The following is a 17,611-nucleotide window of genomic DNA, read 5'->3' on the forward strand; positions in this document are numbered from 1 at the left end:
GAATCACAAAAAGAAAAAAATTATGTCGAACAAACCACAAGCGCAACAGGCTGAAGCCTCTGTTGTGGAACAGCACAGATCTCATTCCGAGAAAATTTCAACAGAAAAAAGCTTAGAAAAACTGGTAAGATACGGAGGTTTTGATCTTCTGGAAACGTCCATTGAAGGCGTTCAGAACATCAATCCTGACAGAAAAGCGAGAAGAAAGATCTTTTTAACAGAAAAAAGTAAACAGAAAGAGCGCGAGACGCTTAAAAAAACACTACAGCTTTGGGCAGAAGTAATCAATAAAAGCAATTCTTTGCCAGACATGGTGTCCGATTGTGAAAATCAAAGAAAAGAAGCGGAAGAATTATTAACGAAGAATCTTTCCAAAGCCGTTGAGGTAACCAGAGAGCTGGAGTCCAACTACAGAACGGTAGCCATGTTCTACAAAAATACGGAAGCCGACAAAGTAAAAAACGTAACAGTGATGAACGCCGATCTGGAACAGCTGAAAGACCTTGATAATACAAGATTTATCGATTCTATTCATTCCGAATTGTCTGATAATTATGACAGATTAGACCTTAAAAATAACTATGGAATTTTGGTAATTCCGGGATATTTGGGTTCTAATAAAGTGGTTGAAAAATGGGCGAAAATCGCACACGAAAATAAAGTAATGTTAGTAACCGATTTCGAACATTTAGACGAACCGGATGATGTGATGGAAATGTTTGATCAGGCATATCTTACAGGCGGAGATATCTATAAATCTAATGTTTTAATGACGTGTAACTGGCTTGTCGGAAGAGGAAGATTTGAGGAAATTCAGGAGACGGAAGATCTGTTTATTCCACCTTCTGGAGCTTTGGCGGGGAAAATTTATCAGACTTTGATGTCTCAAGTTACGGCAGGTAAAAAGTTTGGTGGAATTAATGAAATCGACGGAGTAAAATTTGACCTTAAGAAAAGCGAAATTGCCAATCTGGAAAGTCTCGGTTTGATTCCGATGGTAAATGAATACGGAAAGGTGATGGCGTTTTCAGGAAAGACATTATTTAATGGAGATAATCTTGGGTTGCAGACGTATTCTGTGGTAAGAGTTTTCGATTATGTAACAAAAGTTTTGATGGATTTCTTAAACAGAAGAGCGTTTGAAAACTTCACGGCAGTTACCAGAAAGGAAATTATGGGGCAAATTGTTCGTTTTCTGGATAGCATTACAGGACCAGGGAAATTAATAGAAAACTTTGAAGTGAAGAAATTCGAGCAAGATCCGCTACAAAAAGACAGAATACATTTAGATATTCATATGAAACCCTATTTTCCGGCGAAAAATTTCCTTATCAAAATGGATGGTCACAAAGGTGATGATGGCAACGAATGGGATACTGAATATGAGCAAAAATAATTAATAATTTACTGATTATTATGTTAATTAAGAAGAATTTGATGCAAAAAATCAAATAATGATCTTAAAACTTGTATGGAGGTAAATACCACATAATTTTGTTCGTAATATATTTCCATAGTTGGTATTATTTATTATTAAAATTTAAAATATATTATTATGTCATTTAAAACCAAATTCAAGGTTGCGGGAAAAGACCGCAACGTTTTGGCAGTGAATTATGATTTGCTGCAGGAAACCGATCCTACAGGAAGACCGTCTTCCGTTACGCGAGGAGGAAAAATCGAAATTACCGTAGAAGGTACAGGAGAAACCGATCTTTTTGAATGGATGACCAATTCGTTTGAGAGAAAAGATGGAAGTATCGTATTTCTGAAACGTGATGGTGATGCAACTCTGAAAGAACTTAAATTCAAAGAAGCTTACATTATCCAGTATCGTGAGAATTTCGATTCTACAGGAGAAAATCCTTTGACTGAAACATTCACACTTTCCGCGAAGGAAATCCAACTAGGGACTGGAAAACACGTAAATGAATGGGTATAATGCCTGTGAAATTATTGTATTAAACGAATGTGTTTAGACTTTTTTTGAAGCTTTATCCCGCTTTCTGCTGTATCTTTTTAGTTACGGGCTCTGCTTTGCTCCGCTCGCAACAAAAAAGGATGTCGCGACAATCGGGGCTAGGGTTGTGGTTGTTTATTTAAAGCTTTGTCGATAATGAGAAGCATAAATTTTCAATAGCAAAGAAGAAAAGTTTAAAAGTTTAACATTAAACAAAAAAATTAAAAAAAATATTTTATGTCATTTAAAGCAAAATTAAAAGTAGCAGGAAAAGAATACAATGTTCTGAATGTAACGTACGGACTTTTTCAGGAAACAGACGCAACAGGAAGACCTTCGACCGTAACAAGAGGTGGAAAAATTGAAGTAATCATCGAAGGAACGGGTTCTACAGATCTTTTCGAATGGATGACAAATTCTTTCGAAAGAAAAGACGGAAGTGTAGTGTTCTTCAAAAGAGACAGCGATGCAACGTTGAAAGAACTGAAATTTACGGAAGGATACTTGGTAAAACACAGAGAAAACTTCGACTCTACAGGAGAAAATCCTTTGACTGAAACATTCACTATTTCTGCAAGAAAAATAGAGCTGGGTTCAGGTGCTTACGAAAACGAATGGGTATAATCCATTAATATTAAGTGATGGGCAATGAGTAAAATTGTTGCCCTTTTCTTTATTTTTATCAATAGGAATGGGCTTTAGCCCATTTAAAAAAAGAAATAACTTCGATTTGGCTTTAGCCGAAATTTAGATTTTCATTGTTTCAATTTAATCTTTAATAAAACACAAATTATGTCATTTTTATCCAAATTAGAATTAGACGGAAAATCATACAATATCCTTGAATGTAAGTACAGTTTTTCACAACAGACGGACGGAACAGGAAAACCACAGGGAATGCCACAAGGCGGAGAAATTATCATCCGAATTGAAAGCACAGGAAATCCCGAATTGTTGGGTTGGATGCTGGATCATAACCAAACCAAAAACGGAAAAATAATCTATTATAGAAGAGATGCGATGAGCAAACTTCAGGAATTAAGTTTCGAAAAAGCTTACTGCATCAAATTTTCAGAGCATTTTGAATCTAAAAATGAAGAGCCATTGCAGATTGAAATGCATCTTATCGCAAAAAAGTTCGACCTCAACGGAGCTTCTCACGAAAAAAGCTGGAAAGAATAAAATTTGGGATAAGTTTTACTACTCATTATAAAAAACACAAATCATAAAAATTATCTCTATGGACAATATGAAATTAAATGATCCTGAGGATATTAAAAAATATTTTTCATCCAAAACCTTTAAAGACTTTCTGACAGATAAAAGTAGTCCGCTCGTGTATTGCACATTGAGTCTGGAAGGAAAACCGTTTTTGGATAAATCTCATTTTGATCTTCATTTACAACAAAATACCAACGATCACGATACTTTTACCATCACAACCCCCGACGATTCTCTTGATAGTTTTGAGGGGTATATCATGGAAAACTCCAAAAATATTTTAGGTAAAAAAATCACGATCAACCTTCATCGATTTGGGGAAGTGAAACAGATGTTCACAGGAATTGTTGCCAATATTAAAAACAAAAAGGAAAACGGTTACGGAAAACTTTTAATCAGTGGTTACTCACCAAGTGTCCTTTTGGAAAACGGACAGCATTGTCAAAGTTTCGAAAATAAAAATCTGGATCAGATTATTAAAGAATCTACGGCAGAATATCCGGAAGACTGTAAAATTTCCATTGAAAATCCAAATACAAAACATCAGATTCCGTATACGGTGCAATACAAAGAATCGGATTATCAGTTTATCAAAAGACTGGCAACCCGATACGGAGAATATTTTTACTACAACGGACAGAATCTTGTTTTCGGAAATAAAGTTCAGCCCATCATTACATTAGAAGAAAATATAGATTTAATTGATATTGAATTTGAGTTAAATATTAAACCTCAAAGCTTCACTTTTCTTACCTACGATGCAGAAGGGGGGAGCAAAGTAGAAAAAGAATCTTCGTCTGTTCAGGCACAGTATAAAGAAAATCCTTTCCAGACCATTGCTGTCAATGCTTCCAATAAAATTTTCAATAAAAAACCAGAAATGTATTTCAATGCTTCCGGAATTTCTTCTTTTACAGAAAGGGAACTTGGCGATGCTGTAAAAAATGAAAAGGAAAAAAGAGAAAATCTCATCATTGTCCGCGGAAAAGCAAAAGATCCGGAATTAAAAATCGGAGGTCGTGTAAAATTGAAAGACATCAACGGAAAAGCGATGGAAACTTATCGTGTGATGGAGGTAAAACACTATCATGACGGGAATAATTATTATAATGAATTTATAGGAATTCCGGATGTTTTTACGCCGCCTTATCAAAGTGATGAAGCACTGCCTTTTGGAGAAGAACAGTCTGCAAAAGTGATGGATAATGATGATCCGATGGGAATGGGACGAGTGAAAGTTCAATTTCCGTGGCAGGAAAAGAAAAGTCAGCAAACACCTTGGTTGAGGTTGATTCAGCCTCATTCGGGAAGTGGAAAAGGTTTTCATTTTATCCCAGAAATTGGAGAAGAAGTTTTAGTCGGCTTTGAAAGTGCAAATGCCGAAAAGCCTTTCGTAATGGGAACGCATTACAACGGAAGTGAAACGAGTTCTTATCATACTGCTGGAAACGATAAAAAAGTGATCCACACAAGAAGCGGTACTAAGATTATTTTGAATGATTCGGAAGGTTCGGTTTTTATTGAAGACCCGAGTGGGAATACGTATTTGATGGATGGAGCGGGGAATATTAATGTGAATGCACCGAATGATATTACATTCACTGCCGGAAAAAATATGAATATTAATGTTGGACAGAATATGACGACGACTGTGGGAATGAATTCTTCGGAAACTATTGGAATGAATAAATCTGTGGGAGTTGGTATGATTAACATGGTTAATGTTGGTACTGACTTTATTACTAATGTTGTAGGAAAAATGACAGAGTATGTGAAAGGAAGTATAGAGTCTCATACAGAAGAAGAAAGAAAAATGCATTCAAAAAGTATGGGGATAAATTCTGAAGCTACGATACAGGCTAATGCTTCTGAAAAGATGCTTCGCTTTAGCGGTGAAAAGTCTAATGATGCTTAATTTTTAATTATGAGTAAAGAAACATATTGTGAAGGAAAAATTGTTCTTACTAGTGAAAAAAATACATTATTTCATGCCTTTAATGGAAATTTACAATTTTCTGCAGGAGAAAAGAATCAATGGGAAGGTGAACAAGGAAATGAGATTGGTAATTATGAAAAAATGATATTACCAAATAAAAGTGAAATAATCAAATTATATCATGAAAATATTGTTATCGTAGCTTCTGAGGTACATGATAAAAAATCTGTAAACAAATTAATGTTTATGGCTCAGGCAATTAGGAGAGTTAGAATATCAAGTGTACAAACTGTTTTATATTTTACACATGGATATTCTTCTAATATGATAGTTGAGTTTGAAAGATCTCTTAGGAATTATAAGAAAAATATAAAAATTATTGCTATCACAAATATTTCAGAACTAATTAATTATATTAATTTAGGATATACAAAAAGCTTCCAAGGAGATTATAGAAACAAGCCTGATGAAAATGGCAGTATATATAAAGTTAATAATCTTTATATATATTCCCATGGAATGCCAAGCAGGATTACTTTTATGCTAGATTGGGATTTATACAAAAAAAATAATAATATAAAATCTTTAGAGGATGCAAATAGTAATGAACTAAATTTAAGTAATTATATAATGCTAAATCCAGACAGTTTTTCACAAGAAGCTACAATTTGGTCTTTTGCTTGTAGAACGGGATTAAGTGTGGACAATGACTCCGAAATAGAAAGGTTTACATGGGGTGAGAAAGAAAGTTTAGCACAAAAGCTAGCAGATAGAATAAATTGTAAGACTCATGCTTTTCTTAAAAGAAGTAATTATGAAAATACGTGGGGAAGCAAGCAGGATAGAATAGATTTAAAAATAGCTGATAATTTGGAAAAAGTAAATATCTATACAAAAAAAGAAGATAAGTTCAAAGAGTATAAAAGGCATGAAATTCAAATAGATGGAAAATACCCTTGGCAACCTCAAGGTGCTTATCATGATATAAAAGCTGGTGATTTCCACCTAGGTCCACCAAACTGTATGTGTATTTTTCAAAAAAGTAAGGATGTTATTATTCCGTGCGAAACAATGGCTTTTCCAAAAGGTTAATATATGAAAGGGAAAAAATTATTATTACTAGGTTATCTCTCGGTGGGCTTAATTAGTTATTTAGGCTATATAATTATATATAATTCAAAATTTGATTTAGGCTTATTTTGTGATTCTAGTACAGAATGCTTCTCTCTAACAAAAACAATTATTTTTTTCAATTGGTTGTTAACTTTAATTTTAATTTTAATTTTTAATTCTATAGTCAGGTACAGATACCTTAATGCGAATATTTTATTTGTAGGGCTAATTTTTAACACTCTTCAATTTGGTTCTGGTTCATCTATACCATTTTTGTTTATTTTTAATTTTTTTATTTTATTAGTTCCTTTTCAAATTTTTAGTAATGAGAGGTTCAAATCATTGCTTATTCTTAATATAATATTATTATTATGTATTTATTTATTTGAGCTTTCAAATATTTCAGAGCTTTTTTATTACAATCAAAATTATTCATCAGTTGAAAATATATTATATATTTTCATATCATTAATTTTTATATTAAATATTACATTTTCTATTAAAAAATATAAAAACATTACGTTGTAATACAGCCTCAATTCTGACAGCGGAAAAGAGTTCATTTTATCCCAGAAATCGGAGAAGAAGTTTTAATCGGTTTTGAAAGTGGAAATGCCGAAAAGCCTTTTGTAATGGGAACACATTACAATGGAAGTGAAATGAGTTCTTATCATACTTCTGGAAATGATAAAAAAGTGATTCATACACGAAGCGGAACTAAGATCATTTTGAATGATTCGGAAGGTTCGGTTTTTATAGAGGACCCGAGTGGAAATACGTATTTAATGGACGGAGCGGGAAATATTAATGTGAATGCGCCGAAGAATATGACTTTTACAGCAGGAGAAAATGTTACGATAACAGCAGGTATGAATATAACATCTAATGCGGGAATGAACATTTCTGAAACAGCAGGTGTGAATCACAGTAGTTTTGCGGGTGGAATGATGATGCAGAATGTGGTACAAGATTATATGCTTAATGCCACAAATATTACAAAAATTGCTAGTGAAAGTTATTCTTATGAAGCGACAGATATTCATAAAAATGCTTTTGAAAATATTGATGTTTCAGCAGGAAAAGATTATATACAAAATAGTGAAGAAACTGTACATAATCTTTCAGGAGAAAAAGGGCATAATTCATAAAAAATACAACTTATGTCATCACAGGAAAAAAAGGTCAGATTAAGATTTTTGCTAAGAGTATTAAGGGGAAATCAACAGGCCAAATACTTGAGGAAAGTAAAAAAACATATAATATCTCTGGACGAAAACATATTCAGATTGGAAAAAAAGGTGGAGTAATTAATGCAAAAAATAAGGACAAAAAACCTTCACAAGAATTAAAAGTTTTACAGATTGATGGACCGTTTGATACAAACAATAAAAGAGTTGATATTGCTGAAAAAAATAAATGGTATACATATAAAGTAGTTAAATTTAATAGAGAACCTACAAAAGATGAATTGCAAAGCCTACGATGGGCAGTAAAATATGACGAAGGTTCTGTAAGGGATCTCAAAGATGTTTCGTGTAAAGGATTTAAAGATATAGCTCATAAAATATTAGAAAATAATAGTTCTTCTAAGTTAAAGATATACGCTTTTTTTAAATTACTAGATGAAAAAGTATTTAGTGAAAGTGATATTGAACAAGGTGAAATATTATTAGTTGTTGGAACAGAGCAACACTCTGAATCATATGGAAATAAATTAATGTTTCCAGCACAAGCAATAAGAGAAATTAAGGAAAATTATAGATTTAGTAAGTTTGTTAATATACTTATTTTTAAAGATAAATTTACAACTATGCAAATTAGTATAATTAAAAGAGATGCAAAAAAATGGAATAAAAATGTTTATTTTAAACAAATTAATACGATTACTGATTTGATAAATTATATTAATAATGGAGATGTAACTATTGATAGGAAAAAAAATAAAATAAGTACTATAAAGATATTTTCTCATGGTTTACCAAGTGTATTGGATTTTGGTTTAGATGGTAAACATGAAGAACAGCAAAGGTTTAAAAAAGAAGATGTTCGGAAATTGAAAAAAGAATCTTTCATTAAGCATCCTATTATATATTCTTATGCTTGTAGAACAGGTAATAGTGATGGAAGAATTGTAACAGCAAATCCCTCTTACAAATATGATTCTGAAACTATAAAATTGGTTAAGCCGGAAGAGAGTTTGGCACAAGAGTTTGCAGATTATTTAGATGGTAAAGTGCATGCATTTTTGAGAAGAAGCAATTATATTTCGACTTGGAAAGATGATGGCGATAAGAAATATAAATCGGAATATATGACGATTGAAGATGAAGATGTTAGTAGTCCATTTAACCCTAAAGATTGGTATAGAGCAACATTAGGAGGTAGTAATTGGGATGAATCTCTTTGGAATTCGAATGGAGCTTTTTTAGAACCTAGATCGGGAGATTCTCCATCAGGAATTTTAGAAGGAGGGATGTTTATTTTTGAAAAAGGTAAAAAACCAAGGAAATAAAAATGAAATATTTTAAAACTATATTATTTAATACACTTTATTTTTTGATTTTATTTATAATTTCTTACTCATCAATGTATTCGTATTCAAATATGCCATCAGCATCATGTTTAAGTTGTACATTTTTTAAAGATGTATTCGTAAATTCAATGTTGGCATTAGTTATCTTTTTTATAATAATTTATTTTCTGAAAACGATAAGATTAAAAAAAATAATATTCGCCTTTATTTCAACTTTATTTTTTATTATATTAAGCATATTTAACAGTTATAGTATATTTTCAGATAGAGTATCTTCATGGAGTTCGTATACTTTTAAAGAAGAAATTATCGCAGTTATATTTAAATCATATTTTTTTATAATAATTGGAAGTGCTGTTATTTTTGTAATATTCTTTAGATACATTGAGCATAAAACTAAAATTTAGATCAATAATATTAGACCTGATTTAAAAATTCTATTTATAAAAGTTACTTTATCCCCGAAATTGGAAAAGAAGTTTGATTGGTTTTAAATCTCAAAACGCCGAAAAACCTTTCGTAATGGGAACACATTACAACGGAAGCGAAACAAGTTCTTATCATACTTCCGGGAATGATAAAAAGTGATCCACACACGATCAGGAACTAAGATTATTTTAAATGATTCGGAAGGTTCGGTTTTTATTGAAGATCCAAGTGGGAATACATATTTGATGGATGGAGCGGGGAATATTAATGTGAATGCGCCGAATGATGCTGAATTACACTAATAAAAACTCTAGAAGACATTTAATCCTAAACTATAAATTTGTAATTAGAATATTTACAGGAGGACAATTACATTAAAGTTGAAATAAAATTATTTTATTTCTTCAAAAGATTTTTCCTTACAGAACCCATCTTCTTATTATATATTATTTTAAAAAACTTTTTAGTATGAAATTCCAAAGAAAGATTACTTATATATTTTTTATTTTTTTGCTTTTTTCGACGAGTGCTTACTCACAAAATCAGCTTAATAAGTTTAGAGATAAAATTGATATTTATATGTTGAGTAGCTTTATTAGTAGGTCAGTTGATGATACAATTTTTGTAAGCAATTCGAAACAATATGATTCTGGTGACAACAATTTGAGTAGCTTTTACTACTATAATAGCAGAACCAAAAAGAAAATATTTTCTTATGGATATACAATAGCTTATCCTTTTGTAGGAAAATCGGCACTTGTAAAATATAACGGGCGTTGGGGAATAATCGATAAAAATGGGAAATTCATCTTTTACTCAGACTCCTATGGTGTTAAATTATCTTCATATGAAAAATATGTAATATTGGAAGATGGAATGTATGATTTACTTTCAGGAACGCCTAAAGAAAATGCAATTTATTGTGCAGAACCGGCAACACCCGATTATTTTGTATTAAAAGCAAAAAATGGGAAATATAATTTAAATAATGAGAAAAATGAGCCAATCTTTAAAACGGAAGTAGACTCTATCATTAAGCAACAAGATTTGTTGTATAAAGGTAACTCGATTAGAAATCTGCTTATAGTAAAAAAGAAAAATAAATATGGCTTACGTAATACCGATGGACATGAAATTTTGAAAATAAAATATGAAAATGCCAAATTCGTAGGAAATTATTTTATGTTGTTTGAAAATAATACTTGGAATTATTATGTGTATGAAAATAATAAACTTAATTTAATTCTTTCAACCCCCTTCGAATGTATTACTCCGGCTTATCAGGTGGGAGTTATAGGAGCTTTTAAAAAGGACAATAAATACAATCTTTTGAAAGTGAATGGAGAAATATTATTAGAAAGCTTTGATTATATTAATGATGATGCTACTTTTGGAATAAAAGAAAATACTCTGGTTATTTTCGATTCTAAGGTGAATTATTATACATATTTCGAAAGATAACTTCCTACCCATGAACAACAGAAACCGCGGCAAAAACACAGGCGACGACACTCTTTTCAATTCAGAAAAACAAATTGACAAACTGAAATCAGCGGTTCAGGATATGCAGTATTTACTGAGCAGAGATTATCCTGAGAAAACGACTTCCGAATTGGTGGCGCATCGTTATAAATTGAAAACCCGACAAATTCAGGCTCTGCGGGGCGCTTCAGCGTCAGAAAATCAAATTCAAAATAGGAAGTTGAAAGAGCTTAAAATTTCAGATTTGAAGGATAAAACAATTTATTTAGATGGTTTTAATGTCCTGATATTATTGGAAAGTCTGCTTTCCGAAGCCTATATTTTTCAAGGAGTTGATGGCTGTTTTCGCGATCTTTCCGGTGTTCACGGAACGTATAAAAGAGTCAACCAAACGATGAAATCTATTGAATTGGTCGCTTTATTTTTTCAAAAATCCAATGCCGAAAAACTGTTCTGGATTTTCGATCAACCCGTTTCCAATAGCGGAAGAATCAAACAAATTATTATTGATTTTGCGGTTGAAAATAACTTCAATTGGGAAGTCGATCTTCAATTCAATCCCGACAAATTTTTAGTGGAGAATGCCGAAATTGTGGTTTCTTCCGATGCCTGGATTTTGGATTATTGTAAAAATTGGTTTAATCTTGGGAAATATTTAATGACAGAAGAAAAGCTCTTCGTTAACCTTGTAAAAATGTTTTGATGTTTAAACACAAATTTTTCCGAATGTTTTTCACAAATACTGCCATTAAATATTTATGTTCTACTGTGAAATTAGTGCAGTTTGTGTTTAAAAAATGTAACCATGAATGTATTTCAACCCTATATTTTCCTATTTTCTCAGGATTGGAAAGAAAAATATCAAGCTATTTTAGCGGAAGAGCATCTCATTAATTTAAGTGAAAACATCCAACAGTTTAAGGATGGAAATTTAGATTGGAACTTACCTTTTTTCAATGAAGAAATTAAAATCGATCGTGCAGAAAGTTTCAACACATTCATCACGATTCTTGAATCACAAAATACGGATGAGGTTAAAACTCAACAATTGGAGGAAATTCCTTTCGAATTTTGGCTGAATATTTTAGGTCAGAGAATAACGTCCGCAAGTCTTCGGGACAAAAATGCAATTCCTCCTCTTAAAAGTTTGTTGATTAAAGCCTGTGAAAAACCCTTTAACGAAGAAATTACCATCGCCCAAAGAGCTTGGGAAAAACACGTAGGTAGAATGGAAGACCAGTTTTGGGGTGAAGTAAAAGGAAATAATCAACAGAAACAAAAGATTGTGATGGAAAAAATTAATTTCATATTAGACAGCAAAACATGGTGGAATGTATTTTTTCATTACAAGCACGAACTGGTTTTTGAGATCAGAGAAAAAGGCGGTCACGGAATCCGCTGGAGCCACGGAGGTAAGGAATTGATTGGCTTTCTGGAAGTTTTTATTAATGAATAAATCGTAAAAAATAAATAAAGCTGATAAGGTAAAAATAGCTTTTACAATCGGTTGTTTACACTTTTTTATTTGAAGCTTTATCCCGCTTTCTGCTATATCTTTTGGGTTACGGGCTCCGCTTCGCTCCGCCCGCAACCCAAAAGGATGCCGCGTCAATCGGGGCTATGGTGAAAGTCGGCTACATAAAAATTGGAAATAAACTACCATCTTCCAAACAAAAAAAAACAATACGTAAAAACATTGCGCACTGCTCCGATAATTTTGTCGAAGTAAAATAAAAAGCAATGGATTTTTCTAATCACAACTTTACGCAAAACGAGTGGGAATCATGTCTCAAGGTATTGAATGCCTTGAAAGATGAACCTTTTTCTAATCCGGATAATCATATTTTTTCGGGATTAATTACAAAAATTCATAAAAACGCCAAAAAGCAAAACCGTCAGGAAAGTTATGCCGAAATGAAAACACATGACTTGGAAATCAATTCCGAATCTGTTCTGATGAAAAAGGCTTTGGCGGGAGTTTCTGCTTTTTATGACGACCAAAAAAACGAAACACAACTTACAAAATTACAAATTCCCAAAAACTGCTACTGCTGTAACCAAAGTTATCAATATGCCCATTCTTTTTACACGAGACTGTGTCCGAAATGTGCCGATGAAAATTATGAAAAACGTTTTCTATCAGCAGATTTGAAGGAAAGAAACGTAATCTTAACAGGAGGACGAGTAAAGGTAGGTTTCGCAACAGCTTTGAAATTGTTGAGAAACGGCGCCAATTTGGTTTTGACGACCCGCTTTCCGGCGTTGGCATTGGAAACTTTGCAGCAGGAGGCAGATTATGATGAATGGAAAGAAAGACTTTGGATATATGGTTTAGATCTTAGAAATTTAAAGGCAATTCAGGAATTTATAGATTTTTATAAATCGAATTTTGAGACTTTAGATATTTTAATCAACAATGCAGCGCAGACAATTAAATATCCGGATCAATATTATTTACCCATCATTAAACGTGAAAATGAAATGTTGGTTGAATTTAAAAACAATCAGAAATTAATTCCAAACACAACAGCAATTTCCACGGAAATCGGAAAACTGGAATATGCACAAAATGAAGAAACAAATGTTGCTTTAACGCGTTTCGGGCAACCTGTCGATAATCGAGATAAAACAAGCTGGAATTCCACATTGGAAGAAGTTTCCATGTATGAATTGGTGGAGGTAAATTTAATTAATCACATTGCGCCTTATTTTTTGATTAAAGAATTAAAACCTTTAATGAAAAACTCTGCTTTTAAAGAAAAATTTATTGTCAATGTGACGTCTTCGGAAGGTATTTTCAGCTATGATAATAAAACAATTTTTCATCCGCACACAAATATGACGAAGGCTGCATTGAATATGATGACGCTCACTTCCGCAAAAGAATTTGAAAAAGATCAAATCTATATGACTGCAGTTGATGTTGGTTGGATTTCCACAGGAGCAAAGGAAAGTTTAAGAAAGAAACAGTTTGAGCAGGGATATATTCCGCCATTGGATTCTGTAGATGGAGCTGCGAGAATTCTGCATCCGATTGTGGAAGGAATCAACGGAAATTATTTCAATGGGGTTTTATTGAAAAATTATAAAATTAATAACTGGTAAAATATAGTGAAAGCGTTAGTTCAGCTGGAAGAATGCCGCCCCTGTCACGGCGGAGGTCGTGGGTTCGAGTCCCACACGCTTTTCAAAACGGAGATAATAGTAATAAAATTGGAAAAATACATTTTGCTAAAATGAGTTGCAGGTTCAAATCCTGCTTATCTCCCAAATAGAAACGGTAGCTCAAAGGAAGAGCTCTAGCCTTCCAAGTTAGATGTTGCGGGTTCGAGTCCCGCCCGTTTCACTGGAGTACATAGTTCTAAATTTGGAAGAACACTGACCTCACTGATCAGAGGTTGCAGGTTCGACTCCTGCTGTACTCCCAAAACGGAAGCAGTAATTTAAATGGAAAAATATCTCAAACCTCGAGAAGTTGCGAGTTCAAATCTTGCCTGTTTCCCTTTTTTAATGAAATTGAATAAAGGATTAATATTTTCTCTCGAGGATTTTGCAGATGACGCAGATTAATATTACCCTGCTAAAACCGATCTAGGAAATTGGAGCGTAAAGAAAATTAATAATGTGAACGTTAAGAAAATTCTACTGTTTGAGCGCGACACCAACTCAGAACCGAAGAACAAACTTTAAATTCGCGTGAGTTTTAGAATTTTTAGAGAACATGATTAATTTTTAGCGTAAGTTTCCCTGTCTTGAATTTTTGTTTCTTTTGCTTCAAGGCAAAAGAAAAATATTACAGAAAAACAAAATAAATTTAATAAAAACAAAAAAATGAACACATTCATCGATATTGGTACCAATTTAACCAATAAACAATTTTACAACGAACAGGAAGAAACTATCAACCGTGCCCTCGATAATGGGATAGAGCAAATGATCCTTACAGGAACAAGTGTTCGTGGAAGTAAAGAATCAGCAGAGATTGCAGAAAATTATCCTGAGATTTTATTTTCAACGGCAGGAATTCATCCGCATGATGCAAAATCTTTCAACAATGAAAGCATTAATGAATTAAAAAAACTACTAAAACATGACCATGTCATTTCCGTCGGAGAATGCGGACTGGATTTCGACAGAGATTTTTCGCCAAGACCAATGCAGGAAAAGTGTTATCGTGCGCAACTTGAACTGGCAATTGAAATCAGTAAACCTCTTTTTCTCCACGAAAGATCTGCCTTTAAAAAATTTAATGAAATCACCGACGAATATTTATCCAAACTTCCAGAAGCAGTCGTTCATTGTTTTACCGGAACTTTAAATGAAGCGAAAACGTATTTAGACAAAGGATTTTATTTAGGATTTACCGGAGCGATCAGTGATCAGAATAGATTTAAACATTTAGAAGAAGTCATTAAATATGTACCGCTTGATAGAATGATGATCGAAACCGATGCGCCTTTTATGCTGCCGAAAAATATGCCAAGAATGCAGAATCGCAGAAACGAACCATCATTTTTGCCTTACGTTGCTCAAACCATCGCTAACTTAAAAAAGATAAGCATTTCGGAAGTCGCCGACGAAACGACAGACGTCGCAAGAAATTTTTTCAGAATATAAAAAAGAGTTCTACAGTTCATGTAAAACTCTTTTCATTGAATATTTTAAAGCTAATAATAACAGCTTTATTTTTTTTATAAACTTTTAATTGCCGATTCCAAAGCTAATTCCATCATTGGTTTCAAAGCTGTTTCTCTTTGATCGGCAGAAATTTTCTCATGAGTCGGAATAATATCCGTTACAGTAAGAATTGTTGCTGCATTTTTTCCTAAATGTTGAGCATTCGCAAATAATCCAAAAGCCTCCATTTCAACAGCAGGACAGTTATATTTTGTCGCAATCGCCGGAACAGCCGGATCTTTTCTGTAGAAAATATCACTACTGTGAACGTTAATTGCTTTAGTTTTTAAAGATAAATCGTTTGCTGTTGCATTGATTGTGTCGAAAATACTTCCCTGATGTGAAATAATTTCATCCTCAATTTCCCAGGCAAATTTTGCGTATGTACTTTCACTTGCTGCTTTTTCAACATTTAAGATATCAAAAGTTTTCAGATCGGTTGTATATGCGCCACAAGTTCCGATTCTGATGATTGTATCAACCTCGTATTCCGTAAACAACTCAAAAGAATAAATTCCGATGCTCGGAAAACCCATTCCACTTGCACCCACGGTGATTTCTTTACCTTTATAAAGCCCTGTATAATAGAAGATTCCTCTTGTTTGGCTTACTAATTTTGCGTTTTCAAGATAGTTTTCTGCAATATATTTAGCACGTAATGGATCCCCAGGCTGTAAAACAACTTTTGCAATTTCTCCTTTTTTTGCACTGATGTGAATACTCATAATTTTATTTTCGAACTGCAAAGATAACAAATATGTGAATAGTGAATTATTTAACCGCAAAAGAGACTGAAGACTTAAGCTATTTTATGTTTAGTAATGACAAAAAACACTTGTAAAGCCAATGGACATTATTATCTTTAAATAAAATTTAAATTAAATGAAAATAGAACACGTTGCGTTTTGGGTAAAAGATTTGGAGATCATGAGAAGTTTCTATGAAAAATATTTCGGAGCTGTTTCCAATGAAAAATATCATAATCCTGTAAAAAATTTCAACTCTTATTTTTTAAGTTTTGAAAACGGCAGCAGGTTGGAAATCATGACAAGACCTGACATAGAGGAAGGAGATAATTCTTTTGAAGCTCAGAAATTTGGGATTATTCATCTTGCATTTGAAACAGGAAGCAAAGAAAAAGTTGATGAATTGACTGAAACTCTACGAAATGACGGCTACAAAGTGGTAAGTGAACCTAGAACTTCCGGTGATGGATATTACGAAAGTGTCATTCTAGATCCTGAAAATAATATCATTGAAATTTTAAAATAGTTAAATCTAAAATTTATTTTGGCTCGACTCAGATCGAAGATCTGAGCCGAATTTTTTTTTCATCAAAAAGAAAGAGTCCCGAAGGGACGATTTAATTCAGGGTCGGATGAAATCCGATCAAAACGATAATTCAAAAAAAATCAATTTTAAATATGATTTAAACAATAATTACCTCATTCCCAAGTTTCCTAATCAATTGTAAGCAATCAACTTACTAACTTGCAAACAAAATTGATGATTCACAAATAATATTTTTATTTTTGTTAGATGATGGAAACTAAATCCCCATTTTTAGACACATTGTTTCTGCTTCGAAAAGAAGAATGCATTACAATTTTCACAGACATTCAGGAAATTTCTCAAAAAGAAGAACAGGATGCTGCTGATTATTTTGAATCTGAATTCGAAAAAGAACGGTTAGAATTTCTATCCGATCAGATCAACTGCGACCGCGAAACTGCTGTTTGGGCGGCAAAAGTAATGTATCACAGCGCACAATTGCATCTGATCAGAGAAAATACAGCAAAAGATTTAAATAAATTAATTCCTTCATTTAAAGGAAAACGAGATATTTCATCCATATTATCTGCCGATTTATCTTTAAGATTTTTACCTCAAATCATTGCTGTTCTACAAAGTGCAGATCCAGAAGATGCTCTTATTAAAATGTTGGAGAATATTTTAAAACAATTTCATTATTCCGCCATCGGATTCGATTTGGAACTGGAAAACATCAACTGGGAAGAAGAATTAAAAGACAAAACCTACCGAAAATTATATCTAGAAAGGATTGTGGAAAAGAAAGCCTATTCTTTGGCAGAAATTCCGTACATCAATCAACTGCTCATCGCCGAATTTGGGATGTATAAAGATATCTTTTGGAGAGAATTGAAAATAAAGAATAATTAAACCTTTGCGTTCTTATATAAGTGAAACGTCTTTGCGAACTTGAAAAAATTTAGTAGTCAAAAAGAAACTTTGCGGACTT

The 17,611-nt window shown here is 32.7% G+C and carries 16 protein-coding genes, 3 tRNA genes and 1 pseudogene; 19 read left to right on the top strand and 1 reads right to left on the bottom strand.

Annotated features, from left to right (window positions below):
* Positions 1–22: 22 nt before the first annotated feature.
* The 17 genes and pseudogenes from ACKX2A_RS15455 (at position 23) to ACKX2A_RS15535 (ending at position 15,291) form a co-directional block, all read left to right on the top strand.
* On the top strand, positions 23–1,396 hold the full coding sequence (locus ACKX2A_RS15455; protein WP_415325659.1) for a DUF5458 family protein: 1,374 nt from the start codon (positions 23–25) through the stop codon (positions 1,394–1,396).
* A gap of 159 nt (positions 1,397–1,555) precedes the next feature.
* Positions 1,556–1,942: a type VI secretion system tube protein TssD gene (gene tssD / locus ACKX2A_RS15460; protein WP_415325661.1), complete on the top strand. Its 387-nt coding sequence runs from the start codon at positions 1,556–1,558 to the stop codon at positions 1,940–1,942.
* A gap of 255 nt (positions 1,943–2,197) precedes the next feature.
* A complete protein-coding gene (gene tssD, locus ACKX2A_RS15465) occupies positions 2,198–2,584 on the top strand; it encodes a type VI secretion system tube protein TssD (RefSeq protein ID WP_415325662.1) in 387 nt (128 codons plus the stop codon).
* A gap of 168 nt (positions 2,585–2,752) precedes the next feature.
* Positions 2,753–3,142 (top strand): type VI secretion system tube protein TssD, encoded by a 390-nt coding sequence (tssD, locus tag ACKX2A_RS15470; RefSeq protein ID WP_415325664.1) that lies wholly within the window; start codon positions 2,753–2,755, stop codon positions 3,140–3,142.
* A 58-nt stretch (positions 3,143–3,200) separates the two neighbouring features.
* A complete protein-coding gene (locus ACKX2A_RS15475; protein ID WP_415325666.1) occupies positions 3,201–5,096 on the top strand; it encodes a type VI secretion system Vgr family protein in 1,896 nt (631 codons plus the stop codon).
* Positions 5,097–5,105: 9 nt separating this feature from the next.
* Complete coding sequence (locus tag ACKX2A_RS15480; protein ID WP_415325667.1) at positions 5,106–6,209, top strand: hypothetical protein; 1,104 nt, start codon at positions 5,106–5,108, stop codon at positions 6,207–6,209.
* A gap of 653 nt (positions 6,210–6,862) precedes the next feature.
* The gene (locus ACKX2A_RS15485) at positions 6,863–7,378 is read left to right on the top strand and encodes a hypothetical protein (protein WP_415325669.1); all 516 of its coding nucleotides are present in this window, start codon (positions 6,863–6,865) and stop codon (positions 7,376–7,378) included.
* A 320-nt stretch (positions 7,379–7,698) separates the two neighbouring features.
* On the top strand, positions 7,699–8,742 hold the full coding sequence (locus ACKX2A_RS15490) for a hypothetical protein (RefSeq protein ID WP_415325670.1): 1,044 nt from the start codon (positions 7,699–7,701) through the stop codon (positions 8,740–8,742).
* A gap of 472 nt (positions 8,743–9,214) precedes the next feature.
* Positions 9,215–9,479 (top strand): annotated as a pseudogene (locus ACKX2A_RS15495) (type IV secretion protein Rhs); the annotation flags it as partial.
* 181 nt (positions 9,480–9,660) lie between these two features.
* Positions 9,661–10,653, top strand: a complete 993-nt coding sequence (locus tag ACKX2A_RS15500; protein WP_415325672.1) for a hypothetical protein — start codon at positions 9,661–9,663, stop codon at positions 10,651–10,653.
* A gap of 10 nt (positions 10,654–10,663) precedes the next feature.
* Positions 10,664–11,377, top strand: a complete 714-nt coding sequence (locus ACKX2A_RS15505) for a DUF434 domain-containing protein (RefSeq protein WP_415325673.1) — start codon at positions 10,664–10,666, stop codon at positions 11,375–11,377.
* Between the two features lie 102 nt (positions 11,378–11,479).
* Entirely contained in the window at positions 11,480–12,130 is a 651-nt protein-coding gene (locus ACKX2A_RS15510) for a hypothetical protein (protein WP_415325674.1), read from the top strand.
* A gap of 284 nt (positions 12,131–12,414) precedes the next feature.
* Positions 12,415–13,779, top strand: a complete 1,365-nt coding sequence (locus tag ACKX2A_RS15515) for an SDR family oxidoreductase (protein WP_415325676.1) — start codon at positions 12,415–12,417, stop codon at positions 13,777–13,779.
* Positions 13,780–13,788: 9 nt separating this feature from the next.
* Positions 13,789–13,862: transfer RNA gene (locus ACKX2A_RS15520), tRNA-Asp, on the top strand.
* Positions 13,863–13,948: 86 nt separating this feature from the next.
* Positions 13,949–14,020, top strand: a tRNA-Gly gene (locus ACKX2A_RS15525).
* An 86-nt stretch (positions 14,021–14,106) separates the two neighbouring features.
* Positions 14,107–14,176: transfer RNA gene (locus tag ACKX2A_RS15530), tRNA-Val, on the top strand.
* A gap of 329 nt (positions 14,177–14,505) precedes the next feature.
* Positions 14,506–15,291, top strand: a complete 786-nt coding sequence (locus ACKX2A_RS15535) for a TatD family hydrolase (RefSeq protein ID WP_415325678.1) — start codon at positions 14,506–14,508, stop codon at positions 15,289–15,291.
* Positions 15,292–15,365: 74 nt separating this feature from the next.
* On the opposite strand, the gene deoD is transcribed toward ACKX2A_RS15535, so the two are convergent.
* Complete coding sequence (gene deoD, locus ACKX2A_RS15540; protein ID WP_415325679.1) at positions 15,366–16,076, bottom strand: purine-nucleoside phosphorylase; 711 nt, start codon at positions 16,074–16,076, stop codon at positions 15,366–15,368.
* Between the two features lie 157 nt (positions 16,077–16,233).
* Between deoD and ACKX2A_RS15545 the strand changes: the two genes are divergently transcribed.
* Both ACKX2A_RS15545 and ACKX2A_RS15550 read left to right on the top strand, forming a co-directional pair.
* Complete coding sequence (locus ACKX2A_RS15545; protein WP_415325680.1) at positions 16,234–16,623, top strand: VOC family protein; 390 nt, start codon at positions 16,234–16,236, stop codon at positions 16,621–16,623.
* Between the two features lie 267 nt (positions 16,624–16,890).
* Positions 16,891–17,532, top strand: a complete 642-nt coding sequence (locus tag ACKX2A_RS15550; protein ID WP_415325681.1) for a hypothetical protein — start codon at positions 16,891–16,893, stop codon at positions 17,530–17,532.
* Positions 17,533–17,611 lie beyond the last annotated feature (79 nt).

It is taken from the genome of Chryseobacterium sp. MMS23-Vi53 (assembly GCF_047651245.1).
Lineage (GTDB): Bacteria > Bacteroidota > Bacteroidia > Flavobacteriales > Weeksellaceae > Chryseobacterium.